The organism is Agromyces flavus (assembly GCF_900104685.1).
Taxonomy (GTDB): domain Bacteria; phylum Actinomycetota; class Actinomycetes; order Actinomycetales; family Microbacteriaceae; genus Agromyces; species Agromyces flavus.
The window spans coordinates 3,260,294-3,279,088 of the sequence record NZ_LT629755.1 but is presented as its reverse complement, the minus strand read 5'-3'; the positions used below and the strand labels follow the sequence as shown (position 1 = coordinate 3,279,088).

15 protein-coding genes are annotated in these 18,795 nt (G+C 70.9%); 10 read left to right on the top strand and 5 right to left on the bottom strand.

Features of this window, described 5'->3' with window-relative positions; genetic code table 11:
- Positions 1 to 64: 64 nt before the first annotated feature.
- Both BLT99_RS15515 and BLT99_RS15510 read right to left on the bottom strand, forming a co-directional pair.
- Complete coding sequence (locus tag BLT99_RS15515) at positions 65 to 1,633, bottom strand: polysaccharide deacetylase family protein (protein WP_092674452.1); 1,569 nt, start codon at positions 1,631 to 1,633, stop codon at positions 65 to 67.
- Positions 1,634 to 1,748: 115 nt separating this feature from the next.
- Positions 1,749 to 2,477 carry a hypothetical protein gene (locus BLT99_RS15510; RefSeq protein ID WP_092674450.1) on the bottom strand — a complete coding sequence of 243 codons (729 nt, stop codon included), beginning with the start codon at positions 2,475 to 2,477 and terminating at the stop codon, positions 1,749 to 1,751.
- Between the two features lie 316 nt (positions 2,478 to 2,793).
- On the opposite strand from BLT99_RS15510, the gene BLT99_RS15505 reads away from it, so the two are divergent.
- From BLT99_RS15505 to BLT99_RS15490, 4 genes are all read left to right on the top strand, one after another.
- Positions 2,794 to 4,260 carry a DUF6421 family protein gene (locus tag BLT99_RS15505; RefSeq protein WP_092674447.1) on the top strand — a complete coding sequence of 489 codons (1,467 nt, stop codon included), beginning with the start codon at positions 2,794 to 2,796 and terminating at the stop codon, positions 4,258 to 4,260.
- 104 nt (positions 4,261 to 4,364) lie between these two features.
- Positions 4,365 to 5,027 (top strand): SDR family NAD(P)-dependent oxidoreductase, encoded by a 663-nt coding sequence (locus tag BLT99_RS15500; protein WP_092674444.1) that lies wholly within the window; start codon positions 4,365 to 4,367, stop codon positions 5,025 to 5,027.
- Between the two features lie 159 nt (positions 5,028 to 5,186).
- Positions 5,187 to 7,322 carry an amylo-alpha-1,6-glucosidase gene (locus BLT99_RS15495; RefSeq protein WP_092674442.1) on the top strand — a complete coding sequence of 712 codons (2,136 nt, stop codon included), beginning with the start codon at positions 5,187 to 5,189 and terminating at the stop codon, positions 7,320 to 7,322.
- Positions 7,323 to 7,374: 52 nt separating this feature from the next.
- The gene (locus BLT99_RS15490; protein ID WP_092674440.1) at positions 7,375 to 8,193 is read left to right on the top strand and encodes an alpha/beta fold hydrolase; all 819 of its coding nucleotides are present in this window, start codon (positions 7,375 to 7,377) and stop codon (positions 8,191 to 8,193) included.
- Here the strand turns inward: BLT99_RS15490 and BLT99_RS15485 are convergent.
- A complete protein-coding gene (locus BLT99_RS15485) occupies positions 8,190 to 9,581 on the bottom strand; it encodes an FAD-binding oxidoreductase (RefSeq protein WP_092674437.1) in 1,392 nt (463 codons plus the stop codon). The two genes, BLT99_RS15490 and BLT99_RS15485, sit on opposite strands and share 4 nt — an antisense overlap.
- Entirely contained in the window at positions 9,581 to 10,927 is a 1,347-nt protein-coding gene (locus tag BLT99_RS15480) for an MFS transporter (RefSeq protein ID WP_092674435.1), read from the bottom strand. The genes BLT99_RS15485 and BLT99_RS15480 overlap by 1 nt, the downstream gene beginning before the upstream one ends.
- A gap of 277 nt (positions 10,928 to 11,204) precedes the next feature.
- Between BLT99_RS15480 and BLT99_RS15475 the strand changes: the two genes are divergently transcribed.
- The 6 genes from BLT99_RS15475 to BLT99_RS15450 all read left to right on the top strand — a co-directional run bounded on the left by BLT99_RS15475 (position 11,205) and on the right by BLT99_RS15450 (position 17,241).
- A complete protein-coding gene (locus BLT99_RS15475) occupies positions 11,205 to 12,371 on the top strand; it encodes a sugar phosphate isomerase/epimerase family protein (protein ID WP_092674432.1) in 1,167 nt (388 codons plus the stop codon).
- A gap of 92 nt (positions 12,372 to 12,463) precedes the next feature.
- Positions 12,464 to 15,220 (top strand): PQQ-dependent sugar dehydrogenase, encoded by a 2,757-nt coding sequence (locus BLT99_RS15470; RefSeq protein ID WP_092674430.1) that lies wholly within the window; start codon positions 12,464 to 12,466, stop codon positions 15,218 to 15,220.
- A 180-nt stretch (positions 15,221 to 15,400) separates the two neighbouring features.
- Positions 15,401 to 15,790, top strand: coding sequence for a phage holin family protein (locus tag BLT99_RS15465; protein WP_092674427.1), 390 nt, complete (start codon positions 15,401 to 15,403; stop codon positions 15,788 to 15,790).
- Positions 15,791 to 15,857: 67 nt separating this feature from the next.
- Positions 15,858 to 16,196 carry an ArsR/SmtB family transcription factor gene (locus BLT99_RS15460; RefSeq protein ID WP_092674425.1) on the top strand — a complete coding sequence of 113 codons (339 nt, stop codon included), beginning with the start codon at positions 15,858 to 15,860 and terminating at the stop codon, positions 16,194 to 16,196.
- Positions 16,193 to 16,657: an SRPBCC family protein gene (locus tag BLT99_RS15455; RefSeq protein WP_092674423.1), complete on the top strand. Its 465-nt coding sequence runs from the start codon at positions 16,193 to 16,195 to the stop codon at positions 16,655 to 16,657. The genes BLT99_RS15460 and BLT99_RS15455 overlap by 4 nt, the downstream gene beginning before the upstream one ends.
- Positions 16,657 to 17,241, top strand: a complete 585-nt coding sequence (locus BLT99_RS15450; protein WP_092674420.1) for a dihydrofolate reductase family protein — start codon at positions 16,657 to 16,659, stop codon at positions 17,239 to 17,241. The genes BLT99_RS15455 and BLT99_RS15450 overlap by 1 nt, the downstream gene beginning before the upstream one ends.
- A 17-nt stretch (positions 17,242 to 17,258) precedes the next feature.
- On the opposite strand, the gene BLT99_RS15445 is transcribed toward BLT99_RS15450, so the two are convergent.
- Complete coding sequence (locus tag BLT99_RS15445; RefSeq protein ID WP_092674418.1) at positions 17,259 to 18,614, bottom strand: MFS transporter; 1,356 nt, start codon at positions 18,612 to 18,614, stop codon at positions 17,259 to 17,261.
- Between the last annotated feature and the right edge of the window lie 181 nt (positions 18,615 to 18,795).

The following is an 18,795-nucleotide window of genomic DNA, read 5'->3' as shown; positions in this document are numbered from 1 at the left end:
GGGCGCCGATCCCACGGATCTCGGAGGCACGTGTCGCCGCTCCGGCGACGGTGCGGCCGCTCGATCATCGCGGCCCGTGGCTCACGAGCGTCCCGGGACCCGGGAGGCCGCCGTCGAACTGCCCGGCGACGGTCGACAACGCGAAGCCGCGTCCGCGCAGGCCCGCGATGATCGCCGGCACGGCGTCCACGGTCTGCTGATGGGTGTCGTGCAGGAGCACGATGCTGCCCCGCGAGCTCTGGGTGATCGCGCGATCGACGACGACGTCCGTCCCCGGTTCCTCCCAGTCGCGGGTGTCGACGTCCCAGACGATCACGGGCAGGCCGACCAGCCCGCGGACCTTCGCGTTCGACGCCCCGTACGGCGGTCGCATGCTCGAGGCGCTCGCGCCGGTCGCGCTCGCGATCGCCTGCTGGGTCCGGGTGAGCTCGCGCCGCACCTCCTCATCGGTGAGCTTGGTCAGGTTCGGATGGCGCCACGTGTGGTTGCCGATCTGGTGGCCGGATTCGACGATCCGCCCCGCGACGTCCGGGGACGCCTGGACCGCCGACCCCTGGACGAAGAACGTCGCCACCACGCGCTCGCGATCGAGGACGTCGAGCAGGCCGGGGGTCAGCGACGACGGCCCGTCGTCGAACGTGATCGAGACGCAGGGCACGAAGGAGCAGTCGACGGGGTCGTCCCCGACGGCGGCACCGCTCGGAGCGTAGTCGCCGCCGGCCGCCGCCGCGTCGAGCGCCGCCCTGCCCTGCTCCGAGAGCAGCGGTCCGAGCAGTCGGGCGGGGACGTGCACGGAGACGACCCGGCCGACGTCCGCGGCCAGTGCGACCGAGATGACGACACCCGCCGGCGTGACCGCGGAGTCGGCGAGGATCGCCCGCCGGGCGTCCGTTCCCAGGCCCGCGAACGGATCCACGCCCGGTTCGATCCGGCCGGTCGCGCGGAGGCCCTCCGCGACGAGGGACAGCACGCGCGACTCGCGCCCGGGCGCGTAGAGGGTCGCTCCGCCGTACACCCCGCCGGTCGCGGCATCCGCGTACCAGACCTCGCGCACGACCGAGGACGCCGCACCGGCCTCGTGCCGATTCAGCGAGACGCGCTCGCCGAGCAGCGGACCCGAGGCGACGACGATGGAGCAGTCCACGATCAGGCTGGACGGCGTGGGCGTCGTGAACGATCCGCCCCAGCACGGCTGGGCTGCGCCGCCGGCGACCAGGTCCACACCGGGCTGCCAGTCCACCCCCCGCTCGCCGACGTACGCGAGCAGCGCCTCCTCGACCCGTCGGGTGAGCGCCTCGCCGAACTCCGTGACACCGGGCGGCGTCGCCCACCGCGCGGATGCCGCGAGCGTGTCGGTGCGCATGGCGGCGAGCCGCGGGACGAGTGCGCCCGTTCGATCGGGCCCCAGTCTGGGCGGTCCCGGCACGACCTGCGGCGTGGGGATCGGCGCGGCGCCCGGCCTCGGATCCGGCGTGGCGGTCGGGGAGGCGGTGGCGAACGGCACGCTCATCGGGCTCGCCCCGGGGCCGGCACCACCGGCAGAGCAGCCGCCCAGTGCGGTCGCGGCGACCAGGACCGCGATCGCCGCGGCGACCGACGCACGCGAGTGCGTCGCCTCCCCACCCCGAGGCATGCGCACACCCTAACCCGAGGCGCCGCAGATCCGGCGCGTGCCGCCCGCATGGCGATGGGCGCGGTGCTCCGGGATCGGATCACCGCGCCCATCGCGCGTTCGGGGGACGGACGGCTCATCGCGTTCCGGCGGTCGGGGACAGGACGTCGTCGACCCACTCGGTCTGCGTCGCAGCGCCGGCGAAGGCATCGCCGTAGGCCGAGAGTCGTTCGCCCTGCATCTGGGCGGCCGACGGACGAGTGCTGCGTGACATCGCCTCGGCGTACGCCGCGAGCCGCTGGCCCTGGGCATCCGCCGCGGTGGTCCGCGGAGCGACCGCGCCCGAGTGCAGCTCGCGCCGCGCATCGGTGCTCATCTCACGCGCGGACTGAGGTGCCACGCCCTGCGAGTGCAGCTCGCGCATGGCCTCTGCGGTGAAGCCGTTCGCGGTCTGCGGAGCCCTCGCACTCGAGTGCAGCTCGCGCAGCGCCTCGTTGCTGAACTCCGGCACGGACTGGGGAGCCCGCGCACTCGAGTGCAGCTCGCGCAGCGCCTCGTTGCTGAACTCCGGCACCGACTGCGGAGCCGGCCCCTGCGAGTGCAGCTCGCGCAGCGCCTCGTTGCTGAGCCCCTGCACCGTCTGCGGCGTCCGAACGGTCGCCGCGGACAGGATGTCGGCGGAGCTGCGGATGGGCGAGAGGTCGTCCTTGACGATGACGTGCCCACGTGCGAATCCGACGACGGTGGCGCCGCCGTCGTCGCGGACCGGCCCCGGTCCGCCCCACGCGGCCGTGCCTGCACCGCCGCCGATGAGAACCACGAGCGACACGGTGAAGACCACCGGTGCCGCGTGCTTGGTGTTCATGGTTCGTTTCCTTCCTTGACTCTGGGTCTGGCTCTCGGGCTATGGCGAACGTACGAAGGTCCCCACCCGGCCGGATCCGTGCGGCCACCCGGAATGAGCGCGGATTATCCTGAGATTTCCTCAGTGCAGTGGTGGGTCGCGGGTGCTCCCGATGGATGACGCCGCAGCAAGCACGCGCGAATCCGTCCGTTCACGCAACATTCCCGCGCCGAACCGCAATCAATCGCGGAGGCGCCGCACGTAGCCTTGAAGCGCGCGGCGAATCCCGCCGCGCACCGCCGCCGAAAGGCCCCGAATCCCGAGAACGGAGGTTCCGATGTCACAGAACACCATGACTGCTGCAATCGTTGGCGAACCCGAGGTTCTCGAGGACGAGTCCGGCATCGAGATCACCGCCGAGCTCATCGGCCTGGCCGACGGGGTCGAGTCCGACCCCGCCTGGCTCCGCCTCAAGGAGTCGGCCACGAAGCTCCAGGGGCTGCAGGTCAAGGACGGCTCGGTGCCCGAGGAGGGCGACAAGCCCGAGGCATCCGCCCTCGTCGACGCCATCGTCGAGTCGGTCGAGGCCCTCGCGCCCCGATTCCCGCACGAGACCGCCTACCTCACGGCCCTGCAGGCCGACTTCCGTCGCTGGCAGGCAGAGGGCCTCGGCGTGCCCGACTTCCTCGACTCGCTCGTCGAGTTCCAGCCGCAGGTGCACCGTGTCGACGGCATCCGACACCTGGTCGTGTTCCCGATGTACACGCAGAACGGCTCGTCCGACCGCCACGTCGAGGCGCTCGTCGTCGAGACGATCTGGCCCGAGTTCATCGCGCACCTCGAGGCCGGCGACTACGGCAACAAGCTCTTCGTGAGCCTGCGCCTCGTCGACTTCACGCCCGGGTACGACACGAACTCCGCGGTCCTCTTCCCCGAGACCGTCGCGATGCGCGAGATCCCGCCGTTCACGTGGGGCGCGATCTTCCAGGACCGCGAGGCCGCCCGCTACCGCCGGGTCGTGCGCGCGGCATCCGAGATCACCAAGCTCGAACTGCCCGACGACGCGGCATCGCTGCTCGACGACCAGCAGCTCGCCGAACGCACGTTCGTGATGTGGGACATCATCCACGACCGCACGCACATGCGCGGCGACCTGCCGTTCGACCCGTTCATGATCAAGCAGCGGATGCCGTACTTCCTCTACTCGCTCGAGGAGCTGCGCTGCGACCTCACGGCGTTCCGCGAGTCGGTCCGGATCGAGCGCAGCCTGCGCAAGCGTGCCGACGAGGGCGACCAGCTCGATGCGGTCGAGACCCAGCTGCTCGAGCACGCCAAGCTCGTGCAGTACGCCGTGATCTTCGACCGGATCTTCCGATTCGCGATCACGGGGTCGCGCGTGCGCAACTACGACGGCCTCGGCGGGCAGCTGCTGTTCGCCTGGCTGCACCAGAAGCACGCGCTCGAGTGGACCGACGTGAAGCTCGCCTTCGACTGGGAAGCGGTCCCCGACGCCGTCGTCGAGCTCGGCGACGCGATCGACGAGCTGTACTGGAAGTCGATAGATCGCCCGAAGACCGCACACTGGCTCGCCGCCTACGAGCTTGTGCGCGGGGTGCTGACGCCGAACCCGGCCTCGGTGTGGGCCGAGGGGCTGCCCCGCGAGGTGCTCGCCGGCCCGCCCAAGGGCTACACCGACCTCGTCATGGACGACGAGTTCCCGCTGTCCATGTTCTACGAGGCGCTCGACAAGAAGATGAAGCCGGTCATCGAGTCCACCGTCGGGATCACCGCCCGGGACGCCTGACCTTCGACGGCTCGCCCCCGACCGAGCCGAGTCACCCCGGGACGGCGCGCCCGAGGCTTCCGCCCGCCGCCCGGGGTGACTCGCGTCATGAGAGGATTCCCCCGATGACCAGCGCACTGAACGACAAGGTGATTGTGATCGCCGGCGCCACGAGCGCGTCGGGACGTGCCGTCGCCCGCGCGCTCGTCGACGCCGGCGCACGCGTCATCGCGGTCGGTTCGCACCAGGGCCGGCTCGACGAGCTCGAGGTCGACATCCCCGGCGTGACGGGCGAGCGCGCCGACCTCACCGACGGCGACGACGTGCTCGAGCTCGCGATGCGCGTGCACGCCAAGGTCGGCGACGTCGACGGCGTCGTGCACCTGGTGGGCGGATGGCGCGGGGGCGGCGGCATCCCCGGCCAGACCGAGGAGGACTATCGCGTGCTCGAGCGATCCTTCACTGCGCTGCGGAACGCCAGCCGGGTGTTCTGGGACGACCTGGTCGCCTCCGACGCCGGTCGCGTCGCGATCGTGTCCTCGACGACCGTCGAGAAGCCCACTGCCGGCGGGGCGAACTACACCTCGATCAAGGCCGCCAGCGAGTCGTGGATGCGCTCGCTGGCCGACGGATTCGCCAAGGCCGGCGCTCCGGGCGCGGCGGTCACCTTCCGGGTCAAGGCCCTCGACGGGCTGGAAGCGCGGCTCGCCGACGAGGTCGTCGCCCTGTGGGCTGCGGATGCCGCGGCATCCGACCTGAACGGGCGCGTGACGACGCTCGCGAAGTGACCGGAACCGGCGGGCGCCGCCCCTGACCGGGTTAGCGAACCGCCTCCGGACATGCAATCCCCTGTCCGCCCGCGCGCGACGTGCCTATCGTGGCGCCGACGCCGGAGCGGCCCGCCCCGTCGCACGGACGGTCGCGCTGCCCGGAGCGGAGGCGGTGACATGACCGGCTGGAATACGGACACGCTGGCAGGAACGGCGGGGGCGGGCGCCCTCACGATCGTGGAGGGCACCTCGTTCTGCGTCTCGGGACCCAACGGCGACATGGTGCCCGAGCTGCCGCACGGGGCGTTCCATCGCGACACGAGGATGGTCTCGCGCCTGACCCTCCTGATCGACGGGGCGACCGTCGAGCCGCTGTCGGCGATGACGCCCCACCCCGACCGTGTCGTCATGGTCGGACGGGCCGGTCACATCCCCGGCCGGGCCGACACGCCCCTGCTCGTGGAGCGCGACCGTCGCATCGGCGCCGGGCTGCGCGAGCAGATCACCCTGCGCAGCTACTCGCGCGAGGCGCTGACCGTGCGCGTCGAGCTCGTGCTCGAAGCCGACTTCGCCGACATCTTCGAGGTGAAGGAGGGACGCGCGGCCCGTCGGCCCGGGGCGATGCGGGAGTCCGAGCCCGGCAGGTTCGCGATCGCATCGAGCGCGGGCGGGCATCCGGGCGTCACGGTGACCGCCGAGGGCGCGGATGTCGCCGGCGACCGGATCCGGTTCGACGTCGTACTCGAGCCGCGCGGCACCTGGTCCCGGCGCGTGCTCGTGACGCCGCGCGACGAGACGGTGGACGACACGATCGGACCCGACTCGGAGGCCGCCGCGATCGACGAGCCCACGCGTCGCTTCCTCGCCTGGCAGTCGGCATCACCGACCTCATCGTTGCGCGACGACGCGATGGAGCGCGTCATCCGCCAGAGCCAGCGCGATCTCGGCTCGCTTCGCATCTTCGACCCGGCCAATCCGGACCGGCCGGTCGTCGCGGCGGGAGTGCCGTGGTTCATGGCCCTGTTCGGTCGCGACTCGCTCCTCACGTCGTGGATGGCGCTGCCGCTCGACCCTTCCCTCGCGCTCGGGACGCTCCAGACGCTCGCCTCGCTGCAGGGCACCCGCGAGGTGGCCTCCTCCGAGGAGCAGCCCGGCCGGATCCTGCACGAGGTCCGCCTCGGCGCGACGACGAACCTCGCGCTGGGCGGAAGCTCCGTCTACTACGGCACGGCCGACGCCACGCCGCTCTACGTGGTCGTGCTCGGCGAGCTCGCGCGCTGGGGAGCCCTGCCCGACGACGCCGACGACCTGCTCGAGGCCGCCGACCGGGCACTGAAGTGGGTGGACGAGTACGGCGACCGCGACGGCGACGGGTTCGTCGAGTACGAGCGCCTCAACGAGCACGGCCTGGTCAACCAGGGCTGGAAGGACTCGTGGGACGGCATCAACTTCGCCGACGGCACCCTGGCCCAGGCGCCCATCGCGCTGTGCGAGGTGCAGGGCTACGTGTACGCCGCGTTCATCGCGCGCGGCACGCTCGCCTGGCTGCGCGGCGATGCCGAGGGAGCGGAGCACTGGTCGGAGCGGGCGGCCGCGCTGAAGCGCGCGTTCAACGAGCGGTTCTGGCTGCCCGAACGCGGATGGTTCGCCGTCGCGCTCGATCGCGACAAGCGCCCGGTCGACGCCTGCGCGTCCAACATGGGCCACTGCCTGTGGAGCGGCATCGTCGACGACGACAAGGCCGCCGCCGTCGCCGAGCGGCTCCTCTCGCCCGAGATGTTCAGCGGGTGGGGCGTCCGCACGCTCGCATCGGGCATGGGCGCCTACAACCCGGCGAGCTACCACAACGGCTCGGTCTGGCCCCACGACAACGCGATCATCGCGGCGGGGCTCATGCGGTACGGCTTCGTCGAGGAGGCGAACCGGATCGTCGCGGGGCTGTTCGAGGCCGCAGCATTCTCGGGCGGCCGCCTGCCCGAGCTGTTCTGCGGGTTCGAACGCGCGCAGTACCCCGAACCGGTGTCGTACCCCGCGTCGTGCTCGCCGCAGGCGTGGGCGGCGGCGACGCCGCTGTCGCTGCTGCGCACCACGCTGAGGTTCGATCCGTCGATGCCCACGCGCGACGTCTGGGTGGCCCCGACCTCCCTCGGCGAATTCGGCGACATCCACCTGCGCAACGTGCCGTTCGCGGGCAAGCGCATCTCGATCGACACCTCGCGGCGGGGCACCAAGCTCATGGGGCTGCCGACCGACGTGAGACTCCACCACGAGCCGAGCCCGCCCGCCGCCGTCCCCACCGGGAGGAACGGGTGAGCCGCGGCGCACGCCGGTAGGGTCGGGTCCACGACCTGGGAGGGGGGCGACGGTGCCCGACATCACCGCATCCGACGGAACCCGGCTGCACTACGCGGAGACAGGCGATCCGGCGGCGCGACCCGTCGTGCTCATCGCGGGATTCAAGGCGGCCGCATCCAGCTGGCGCTACCAGGTGAAACCGCTGGAACGTGCGGGACACCGGGTGATCGCGTTCGATCGGCGCGGCCACGGTGCGTCCGACCCCGGTGAACGGGAGCCGACGATGGAACGCCACGGCCGCGACATCCACGACCTGCTCGAGGGACTCGACCTGCGCGACGCGACCCTGGTGGGCCAATCGATGGGCGGCAACGCCATCTGGGCCCTCGTCGATCGGTTCGGCACCGACCGGGTTCGCGACCTCGTCATCGTCGACCAGACGCCGTGCATGCTCAACCACGACGACTGGCCGTACGGGTTCTACGATTACGACGCATCGAACGTCGACACGCTCTTCGCGACCGGCATCCACGACCCGGGCCGATTCCCTGCGAAGTCCAAGGGCCTCGTGCGCGTGGCTCGCATGCTGCGTGCCCTCGACCTGCCGAAGGGGGGTGCGCCGACGTACTCCGACGCCGAGCTCGCGCCGCTGGCCGACCATGCGAAGCGGGACTGGAGGCCGGTCGTCGCGCGCGCCGACGTTCCGGTGCTCTTCGTGGCGGGCGCGGAGAGCGAGGTGTGGCCGTCGGGTCACGCCGACGCCGCGGCGGCGTTGAATCCGCTCGCGCAGGCGGTCGTCATCGAACGGGACGGCCACGCCGCCAACATCGAGCAGCCCGCCGCGTTCAGCCGGATCCTGCTCGACTGGCTCGCGAGGCGCACGCCCTAGGTCGGGAACGCCTTTCCCGGGTTGAGCACGCCCGCCGGATCGAACGCGTGCTTCACGGCCCGGTGCAGCTCCACGACGCGCGGGCTCAACTCCGCACTCGCGCCGGCGAGCTTGAGCAGGCCGACGCCGTGCTCGCCGGTCACCGTGCCGCCCAGCTCACGACAGTCCTCGACGATGCGGTCGAAGGCGAGCTTGGCCCGAGCCTTCGCCGCGTCATCCCCCTCAGGCGCGATGATCAGCGGATGCAGGTTGCCGTCGCCGGCGTGCGCGATGTTGGCGATGACGACGTCGTGTTCGCTCGCGGTCGCCTGGATGCGCGCGAGCATCTCGGGCACGCGCGCGCGAGGCACGCAGATGTCCTCGGTGAGGACCGGCCCCAGTCGTTGGACGGCCGGGTAGGCGAGGCGGCGCGCGAGGAAGAGCCGATCGGCGTCGGCCGGCGACGCGCCGCGTTCGACGGTCAGGGCACCGGCATGCGCCATCCGCTCGGCGACCTGCGACGCCAGCGCGTCGCCCGCCGCACCCACCTCGTCGACCCTCGCCAGCAGGAGCGCCTCGACGCCGTGCGGAAGCCCGAGCCCCTTCCACGCATCGACGGCCTCGATGCACGTCCGGTCGATGAGTTCGAGCGCCGACGGGACGATGCCCGCCGCCGAGATCTCGGCGACCGCGCGACCGGCGGTCTCGAGCGCGTCGAACGAGCCCACGACCGCGCGCTCCTCGCGGCCGCCGAGCGGCAGCAGCTTCAGCGTGAGTTCGACGATGATGCCGAGCGTCCCCTCGGACCCGACCATGAGCGCGCTGAGGTCGTACCCCGTGACGCCCTTCGCGGTGCGGCGGCCGAGGCGCACGACCTCGCCGTCGGCGAGGACGACGGTCAGGCCCAGGACGTAGTCGCGCGTCACCCCGTATTTGACGCAGCAGATGCCGCCGGCGTTCGTCGCCGCGTTGCCGCCGAGCGTGGAGATCCGATGGCTCGCGGGGTCGGGCGGGTACCAGAGCCCGTGGGCGGCGACCGCACGGCGGAGGTCGTCGTTCAGGACGCCCGCCTCGGCCACGGCGATTCGCTCGCCGGGGTCGATCTCGACGATCCGGGTCATCCGCTCGAGTGAGAGCACGATCGACCGCGCGGTGGCGTTCGCGCCGCCCGACAGGCCGGTGCCGGCGCCTCGCGCGACGACGTGCAGGCCGGATGTCGCTGCGAACCGCACCGTGGCGGCGACCTGGTCGATCGACTCGGCGAGCACCACCGCGATGGGGTCTGCGAAGTCGGCCCACTCGGCGTCGTCGTGCGCGTACCGCGCGAGATCGGACGGGTCGGCGAGCACGTCGGCGCCCTCGACGGCAGCGCGCAGGTCCGCGACGACCGACACGGATCCGAAGGGCATCAGGTCGCCGCCGGCGGCACCGCGGAGTCCGCGGCCGGCTCGTCGCCCGCCCTGCCGGCCCCGTCGCCATCACCGTCGCCGGCCACGTCGCGCCGGGTGTCTGCCGGGTCGCGCTCGGCCCGGCTGAGCAGCACGAACGGCACGGCGAAGGCCTGGAGGACACCACTCCAGAGCAAGGAGAATCCGTACCCGCCGAGGTCGGCCGCGCGGCCGAGCACGGGCTGGATCGCCGCCCCGCCCGCGCTGCCCAGCAACGAGTCGAACGACAGAACGGTGGCCCGCTGCTTCGACGGGATCATGTCGTTGAGGTAGGCCCGGTGCACCGGGTCGTCGATCGACGACGCGATGCCCCAGACGGCGATCATCGCCACCGCGACCCAGAAGTTCGCCGTGACGGCAAGGGCGACGAGTCCCAGGGCGCTCGAGATGGCGGCGAGCAGGATGACCGACGTGCGCCTGCGGAACCGGCGGCGCACGTGCGGCGCGAGGAATCCGCCGATGATGCCGGCGCCGGAGAGCAGCGCCGCGGCCAGCCCGGCGACCGAGTACGCGTCCTCGTCGCCCCAGAGCTCGAGCAGGTAGGGCTGCAGGGCGTAGAACGCGTAGATGCCCACGCCCATCGTGAACGGCGTGGTCAGCATCAGCCAGCGCACGGGCCGGTTGCCGAGTCCGTAGCGCACCGAGGCCCGGAAGACGTTGCGCGTGGCCGCGAGCGGGCCGGCACCCCGCTCGGGCGTGAACCCGAGGTCGTGCATGAGGATCGCGGCGACGACGAACATGACCACGAGGATTCCGGCCCTGATCAGGAACGGAACCCCGAGGTTCGTCAGCTGGGCGACGACGCCGCCGAGCACCGATCCGCCGAGCATCGCCACGTTGCCGACGATCACCGCCCGGCCGAACACCGTCTCGAGGCTGCCGCGGTATCCCGTCGCCTGGAGCGCGTCGACCAGCCACGCGTCGACTGCGCCCGAGAAGAAGGTGAAGCCGAGGCCGAGGAGCACCGACACCACCGCCCACGCCCAGAACGGCGACTGCCACACCCACAGCAGCCAGTACAGCGCCGTGGTGACCGCGAGCGTGATCGTGCCGAGCAGGTACGACGCACGTCGCCCGAGCGTGTCGGCCACGACGCCGGTCGGGATCTCGAACACGAACATGCCGAGGCTGAAGAACGCGTTGGCGGCGAAGGCCTCGAGGTTGGTCAGGCCGGCATCGAGCAGGAAGAGCGTGTTGATGCCCCAGATGAACGACGCGGCCAACGTGTTACCGAGCATCAGCGTGTAGTACGTGCCCTGCACGCGCCGGGCCGCTCGCCCTCCGCCCTCGGATGCGGGGGCGGTCATGCGCGATTCCGCAGACGGCCCATCGGACCATCATGCTGCACGTCGCCTCGCACGTACAGGCCGCGCCGCCGCCTCGGACGTTTCCCACGGGCCATTCGGACTTTTGTCGTGGAAAGTGAAAAGCCGCGCATATCACCCACGCTTTTGCTTGACCTCAGCGAGACAAATGCCGTAGCCTCCGAAAAAGTTCGTGGATGCCAACTCACGAGCAACGGCGCTCGGGTTCAGACCCTTCGCGCCGTCCCTACAAGAAAACGGTTCAGTGCAAGGGAGCATCATGGATGAACTGACGGAACAGGCCGAGCACGACGCCCGCGTCCTCGGGCGCAGCCTCGGCCTGACGCGCCGGCAACTGCTGGCGGCCACGACGGGTATGGCCGCCGCCGCAGCGGTCGGGCTCGCCGGCGGCCACACGCACGCGCACGCGGCCACGGGCGCCGCCGCCGACGTGGCGAACGGACCGCTGGTCCCGCCCGGCAAGCGGGGCATCATCCTCTACACGGTGCGCGACGCGGTCGGCCGCAACCCGCTCACGAGCGACCTCCCCTCCGGCTTCAAGGAGGTCCTCGCGGAGCTGGCACGCATCGGGTACAAGCAGATCGAGTTCGCGGGCTACGGGCAGAACGCCAACTCCGAGGGCGGCGCGAACCTCGGAACGCCCGAGGGAGCACAGCTGCTCCGCACCTGGCTCGACGACAACGGCCTCGAGGCCGAGGGCAACCACGGCCAGATCCCGTCGACGATCACGGATGCGACGATCGCCGCATTCGACGCCGCGTGCGAGGTCGCCAACATCCTCGGATTCGGCCACATCGGCACCGGCAGCGACCCGACGAGCAGCTCGTACCTCGCCGACTGGCAGGCCGCGGCCGACCGCTGGAACTTCTTCGGCGAGCGCGCCGCGACGCACGGGCTCAAGCTGTACACGCACAACCATGACGCGGCGTACAGCTTCCTGCTCGACAGCACCCCCGACGCGGTGACCGGCCTTCCGACTCGCTCGACCGGCCTCCGCCGCCTGGAGTGGTTCCTGCAGAACACCGACCCGAACTACGTGTACCTCGAGATGGACATCTACTGGGCGCACGTGGCCCAGCACCGATTCCAGAGCTACACGGCGCCCGACGGCTCCGTCGTGCAGAACGTGTTCGACCCTGCCGGTCTCGTCGCCGCGCAGACCACCCGGTTCCCGCTCTTCCACGCGAAGGACGGCGCCTCGCGGCCCGACCTCGCCGCGGGCTACTCGATCGTGCCGTTCGGCGCGGGCGACATCGACTTCACCACGTTCTTCCAGCGGATCGGGGCGAAGGGGTACCACAACTCGATGTACGAGCAGGACAACGCGTCGACGGTCAACTCGCTGGGCGTGAACGCGCCGTCGCCCTCGCTGTCGCTGGAGAACTCCGCGTACAGCTACGGCAATCTGGCCGCCCTGCGCGGCTGACGCACGACCCCGGGCCGCGCGGTGCCTTACCCCGCGCGGCCCGGCACCACATGGATCCCGCCGAACCTCCTTCCATCCGACTGGAGACATCCATGCACATCGCACGTTCACGCCTCGCGGCGCTGGTGACCGGAGCCGCCGTCGCGGCTTCGCTCGTCGTCGCGGGGCCCGCTGCCGCCCATGAGGGCCATGACCACGGAGACGAGGTCGCGGCCACCACGTGGGCCAACTACGAGCGCGTCAGGCTCGCCGGCACCAGCGGGGTCGGCGAGCCGATCGACCTCGCCGTGCTGCCCGACTCCCGCGTGCTCCACACGACGCGCGGCGGCCAGCTCCGACTGACCGACCCCGCCGAGGGCACCACCACGGTCGTCAACACGATCGACGTCTACGCCAACTCCGAGGACGGACTGCAGACCGTCACGCTCGACCCCGATTTCGAGGAGAACGGCTGGGTCTACCTCTATTACGCACCGCGCGTGATGGACGCCCCGTACCCCGAGACCACGCCTGCCGGATCCTCGCCCAACACGCTGCCGGCCGGCGCCGATGCGTCGTACTGGGACCAATGGAAGGGCTACAACCAGCTCAGCCGCTTCAGGTGGGATGACGAGGCGAACTCGCTCGACCTCTCCACCGAGCAGGTCATCATCAAGGTCGAGGTCCAGCGCGGGCAGTGCTGCCACGTCGCCGGTGACGTCGCATTCGACAACGACGGCAATGTCCTCCTTTCGACGGGTGACAACACGCCCGCCGGCACGCCCGGCGCCAACGGCTACGCGCCCATGAACGACCGGGCCGGCTACAATCCCGGCTTCGACGCACGCCGCGGCTCGGGCAACACGAACGACCTCCGCGGCAAGATCATCCGGATCGACGTCCAGGAGGACGGCAGCTACACGATCCCCGCGGGCAACCTGTTCGCGCCGGGCACCGCCGACACCCGCCCGGAGATCTTCGCGATGGGTCTCCGCAACCCGTTCCGCATGGACTTCGACCCGGAGACCGGCGCGGTCACGTGGGGCGACTACGGTCCCGACGCGGGGACGGCGAACGTCGACCGCGGCCCGATGGGCTACGTCGAGTGGCAGTCGACCACGGTCCCCGTGAACGGCGGATGGCCCCTATGCCACGGCCCCAATGCGGAGTACAGCAACTGGGACTACGAGACGCTCACGGTGCGCAACTGGTACGACTGCGACGCACCGGTCAACCCGTCGCCCTACAACACGGGTCTCCAGCAGCTCCCGGCTGCGACCGAACCGCAGATCTGGTACGGCGACCGCCCCGAGCACCAGCCGTGGCCCGAGTTCGGCTCCGGTGGCCAGGCGCCCATGGGCGGGCCGACCTACCGCTACGACGAGGAGCTCGAGTCGGCGACCAAGTTCCCGGCGTATTGGGACGGCAAGGCCTTCATGGGCGAGTTCTCACGTGACCGCATCTTCGCGTTCTCGCAGGACGACCCCGACGGTCCCGTCACGAAGATCGAGGACTTCCTGCCCAACGCGGCCCTCACCGCCGCAGGCATGCCGGTCTGGGACAACGTGATGGACATGGAGTTCGGCCCCGACGGCTCGCTCTACGTGCTCGACTACGGCGACGGATTCTTCCGCCCGAACCCCGACGCCGGGCTCTACCGCGTCGACTACGTCGAGGGCACCAAGGGTCCGCGCGTCGTGCTGTCGGCGGACGTCACGTCGGGCGAGGGACCGCTCGAGGTCGAGTTCGACGCATCGGAGACGACCCACCCCGACGGGCTCGACCTGAGCTTCGCCTGGGACTTCGAGGGCGACGGCACCTTCACCGACGGTGACGCGGTCGCGTCGCACACGTTCACGGAGGACGGCCAGTACCAGGCCCGCGTGCGGGTCACGGACTCGAGCGGTCGCGTGAGCCTCGCCTCGGTCACCATCACCGTGGGCAACACGGCGCCGGTCGTCGAGATCGTCTCGCCCGCCGACGGCGCGTTCACCGACTGGGGCGACACCGTCGCCTTCGAGGTGAAGGTCACCGACCCCGATGAGACGATCGACTGCAGCCGCGTGCTGTGGAGCTACGGCCTCGGTCACGACAACACGCACACCCACCCGCTCTTCACGGGCACGGGATGCACTGCCACGATCGAGACGGCCCTCGAGGCCGGTCACGGCGAGACCGAGAACATCTACGCCCAGATCGGCGCCTCGTACACCGACGGCGGCACCGACACCGCGCCGGCACTCTCGGGTGACGACGTCGTCCTGCTCAACCCGCGCGCACTGCAGGCCGAGCACAACGACGCTCGCAGCGGCGACGTGACCGTGGTCGACGACGAGTCGGCCGAGGGCTTCCGCTACCTCGGCGGCCTCGACGAGGGTGAGTGGATCGCCTACGACCCGGTGGAGCTCGGCGGCATCACGGGCGTGGAGCTCCGCACCAAGGGCGAGGGCACCGTCACGCTCACGTGGGCCGATGCCGACGGTGAGCAGATCGCCGAGTTCGACGTCGACTCCGCCGAGTGGCAGGACGTCGCGGTGCCGCTCACGGTGATCCCCGAGGGCACCGGACGGGTCGTCGTGACCTCGACGGGCGGCGTGGACCTCGACCAGTTCGAGTTCACGACCTCGGTGAGCGACATCCGCTCGCTGCTCGCCGCCCTGCAGGACGACGGCCGCATCACCCGCGGCGTCGCGGCGTCCTTCGGCGACGTGCTGGCAGAGGTCGACGCGGCCCTCGCCGCCGGTGACACCGCGACGGCGACGGCCCGTCTCGAGTTCATCGCCACGCAGGTCCCGAACCGGATCCGCACCGACGCCGACGCGGCAGCGCTCGTGATCCGCGCCGTCGAGGCGGTGATCGCGAACCTGTAGCAGAACCCGCGGCTCCGAACCCGGAGCCGTGACCAGCCGGTGCGGTCGGAAAACGACCTTGGCGGGATCCGCCGGCCGCACCAAGAACGGGACGGGCCGTGCTCCTCGGGAGCACGGCCCGTCTCCGTCTGCGCCGCGTCCCGCCTGCCCGACCGGTGCGGCCGCCGCTAGCCTTCGAGCATGGTGCGCTTCCTCGCGACCGTCGTGATCTCGCTCGTCATGTCCGCGGTCGGGCTGATGCTGGCGGCCTGGCTGCTCCCCGACTTCCACCTCGACGCCGCCGGCTTCCTCGTCGCCGTGGTCGTCTTCACGATCGCCCAGGCCCTGCTCGCTCCGCTGGCGACGAGGCTCGCCCGCCGGCACGCCTCGGCGATCCTCGGCGGCATCGGGCTGATCTCGACCTTCGTCGCCCTGCTCATCGCCTCGCTGTTCCCCGGCGGCATCCGCATCGACGGCGTCATGGCGTGGGTGCTGGCGACGCTGCTGCTCTGGGCGGTGACGGCGCTCGGTACGTGGCTCATCCCGCTGCTGCTCTTCCGGAAGCGGCGCTCGGATCGCGCGACCGCCTGAGCCGACCCTTGACGCGGGAAATCGGTCAGCGTACCGTAAGTACATCATTAATTAAGGAGTTGCTTACGTGAAGGCGGCGGATGACGAGCTCAGCCGGGTCTTCCACGCGCTGGCCGACCCGACTCGACGGGCCATCCTGTCCCGGCTGCACGCCGGGCCGGCCACCGTCGGCGCACTGGCCGAGCCGTTCGACATGAGCCGCCCGGCGATCTCGCAGCATCTCAACGTGCTCGAGCGGGCGGGGCTCATCGAGCGGACCGCCACGGCACAGTGGCGCACCTGCTCGCTGCGGACCGAACCGCTCGACGAGGCATCCGCCTGGGTCGAACGGCATCGCGGCGAGTGGAACGAGCGGTTCGACCTGCTCGACCGGCAACTCCGCAGGATGAAAGGGCAGGAACCATGAACGAGCGAACGGATGACGCGCAGTTCACGATCACCCGCATCTTCGACGCGCCGCGCAGCCTGGTCTGGCGCGCGTGGACCGAGTCGGCGGACGCCGCCGAGTGGTGGCATCCGCGCGGCATCGAGATCAAGGAGGGCAGCGTCGCGATCGACGTCCGTCCCGGCGGACGGTACGCCTACACGATGGTGAACCCGGCCGACGGTGCCGAGTACCCCACGGTGGGCGTCTACCGCGAGGTCGATCCACCGAAGCGGCTGGTGTTCACGTGGGCGTCGCCGGGCGATCCGGATGACACCGCACCGGTCATCACGGTCGACCTGCGCGAGCTGCCGGGCGACCGCACCGAGATGCTGTTCCACCTGCGCGGCGTCGCCGGCCGGCCCGGTGACGAGGACGTGTACGACGGCTGGGACTCGGCCTTCGACCTGCTCGGCGAGCAGCTGACCGCGCGGGCGCGCTGATGGGACGGCTCATCGTCGAGCAGATCGTCTCGGCCGACGGGTACGCCGCCGATGTCGACGGCGGCATCGACTTCTTCGCGGTGCCGCCCGAGCCCGGCGGCGACCGAGGGGCCGGGGACGGCGGGATCGACCGCGAGCAGCTGGCGTGGCTCGAGGGCGTCGACGCCATCCTGCTCGGCGCGAACACCTACCGGATGTTCGCCGGGTACTGGCCGGCGGCCGATCCCCGAACGGAGCCCGTCGCCGAGCCGATCGCGCGCCTGCCGAAGCACGTCGTGTCGAACTCGCTCGCACGAGCTCCGTGGGGCGACGGCGAGATCGAGGTACTCCGAGGGGATGCCGCGGCATCCGTCACCGGCCTGAAGGAGCGGTTCGACGCGATCGTGCTGTGGGGCAGCCTGCAGCTCGCCGACGCGCTGTTCGCTGCCGGGCTCGTCGACGAGCTGCGGCTCCGGATCTTGCCGGTGCTGATCGGCGCCGGCCGTTCGTTCACGCCGGCCGGGCTGGGCACGCGCGCCGTGGAGCTGGACCATGCCGTGACGCATCCGACCGGCCACGTGAGCCTGCACTACCGGCTGCGGTAGCCGCGCAAGCGACCGAGCTATCGACGGGGCTCCGATGCCACCCGGTCGATCTCGCCCGGCTCCTCGGCTGCGACGGACTCGATGCTGCCCGCGTACTGCTCGGAGAGGAGCCGGTAGGACCGGGTCGTGAACGCGAACAGCGCGAGGGCGACCATGATGAGGCCCGCGAACAGGAAGATGAGCGCGATCCCCCGCGCCTCGCCGTCACCGAGCAGCCAACCCCACGTCGCCTGACCGTCCTCGGATTCCATGTAGGGGATGATCCAGAACTGGGCGATCGGCGCGATCAGGAAGGACGTGATCGGCGCAGCCGCCGCCTCGACCGCGGCGGCGAAGCCGAACACGCGCCCCTGGCGCCGGAACGCCACGACCTTCTGGATCACGGTCTGCTCGGATGCCTCGACGACCGGAACGACCGCCATGTAGAGGAAGATGCCGACGGCGTAGAGCCACCACCACTCGCGGATGGTGAAGACCGCGCCGAGCACGCCCATGCCGACCACCACGAGCAGCATCGTCTTGATCGGGTTGCGCCCGAGGCCGAACTTCGCGATGGTGATGCCGCCGATGATGAACCCGGTCGACGTCACGCCGAGCACGATGCCCCACAGTTCGACCGGGAACAGCGTGAGGCCGTACGGGTCCATGAGCGCCATGTAGACCCCGCCGATGAGATTGTTGAGGCACGCGAAGAGGATGAGGCCCATCAGGCCCGGTGCCTGGCGGATCGCGGCGATGCTGCCGCGCACGTCGACGATCGGCTGGTGCTCGCCGTCGACGGTCGGCCGTTCCTCGGGGATCCGCAGGAAGAAGAGGTGCACGAGCGCGACGAGCGTGAGCGCGACGGCGATCGCCAGCGTCCATCCCATGCCGAGCAGGCCGATCGCGAGCCCGCTGAAGACGCTCGTCACGATGAACGCGAGTCCCTGCACGGTGCCCACCATGCCGTTGGCGTTGGCGTGGCGCTCTTCGGGGACGAGCAGCGTGACGGTCGTCGACAGCGCGATGTTGCGCATGTGCTCGACGACCGAGCCGAACAGGATGACGCCCGAGAACACCCAGAACCACGGCCCGCCCAGGTCGACGAGCGCCGACTCGGGCTGCATCAGGTACACGGCCCCGGCGATCAGGAACGACGCGAGCGTGACGACGCTCGAGAAGACCATGACCTGCAGCTTGCGATGCCGGTCGACGATCGTGCCGAACAGCATCGCGAAGAACGCGATGAGCAGCATGTAGGCACCGCCGATGATGCCGGTGGCGAGCACCGATCGCGTCTCGAGGTACACCCAGAACGTGAGCGCGAACCACAGGAAGCTCGTCGTGACGTTCGCGACCATGGTGTTCGCGAGCAGCTGGATGAAGATGCGCATGCCGTTCGGCGGCGGCTCGGGATTCGGGCGGTCCGCCGGGACGGTGGCCGGCTCTGCGGCCTGCTCTGCACCGTGCGCCGGCCCGCGTGGGATGTTCGGCTCCCCCGTTGGATCGGACATGGTCGCGACGCTACCGGGCACCCCCGACACCCGAAACCCCTCGAGGCGGTTGCGGCAGGAT

What these genes read in the sequence shown, in the direction of transcription:
- BLT99_RS15515 (WP_092674452.1), bottom strand. Translation starts at nt 1,633, where the DNA reads ATGCCTCGGGGTGGGGAGGCGACGCACTCGCGTGCGTCGGTCGCCGCG.
- BLT99_RS15510 (WP_092674450.1), bottom strand. Translation starts at nt 2,477, where the DNA reads ATGAACACCAAGCACGCGGCACCGGTGGTCTTCACCGTGTCGCTCGTG.
- BLT99_RS15505 (WP_092674447.1), top strand. Translation starts at nt 2,794, where the DNA reads ATGTCACAGAACACCATGACTGCTGCAATCGTTGGCGAACCCGAGGTT.
- BLT99_RS15500 (WP_092674444.1), top strand. Translation starts at nt 4,365, where the DNA reads ATGACCAGCGCACTGAACGACAAGGTGATTGTGATCGCCGGCGCCACG.
- BLT99_RS15495 (WP_092674442.1), top strand. Translation starts at nt 5,187, where the DNA reads ATGACCGGCTGGAATACGGACACGCTGGCAGGAACGGCGGGGGCGGGC.
- BLT99_RS15485 (WP_092674437.1), bottom strand. Translation starts at nt 9,581, where the DNA reads ATGCCCTTCGGATCCGTGTCGGTCGTCGCGGACCTGCGCGCTGCCGTC.
- BLT99_RS15480 (WP_092674435.1), bottom strand. Translation starts at nt 10,927, where the DNA reads ATGACCGCCCCCGCATCCGAGGGCGGAGGGCGAGCGGCCCGGCGCGTG.
- BLT99_RS15475 (WP_092674432.1), top strand. Translation starts at nt 11,205, where the DNA reads ATGGATGAACTGACGGAACAGGCCGAGCACGACGCCCGCGTCCTCGGG.
- BLT99_RS15470 (WP_092674430.1), top strand. Translation starts at nt 12,464, where the DNA reads ATGCACATCGCACGTTCACGCCTCGCGGCGCTGGTGACCGGAGCCGCC.
- BLT99_RS15465 (WP_092674427.1), top strand. Translation starts at nt 15,401, where the DNA reads ATGGTGCGCTTCCTCGCGACCGTCGTGATCTCGCTCGTCATGTCCGCG.
- BLT99_RS15455 (WP_092674423.1), top strand. Translation starts at nt 16,193, where the DNA reads ATGAACGAGCGAACGGATGACGCGCAGTTCACGATCACCCGCATCTTC.
- BLT99_RS15450 (WP_092674420.1), top strand. Translation starts at nt 16,657, where the DNA reads ATGGGACGGCTCATCGTCGAGCAGATCGTCTCGGCCGACGGGTACGCC.
- BLT99_RS15445 (WP_092674418.1), bottom strand. Translation starts at nt 18,614, where the DNA reads ATGCGCATCTTCATCCAGCTGCTCGCGAACACCATGGTCGCGAACGTC.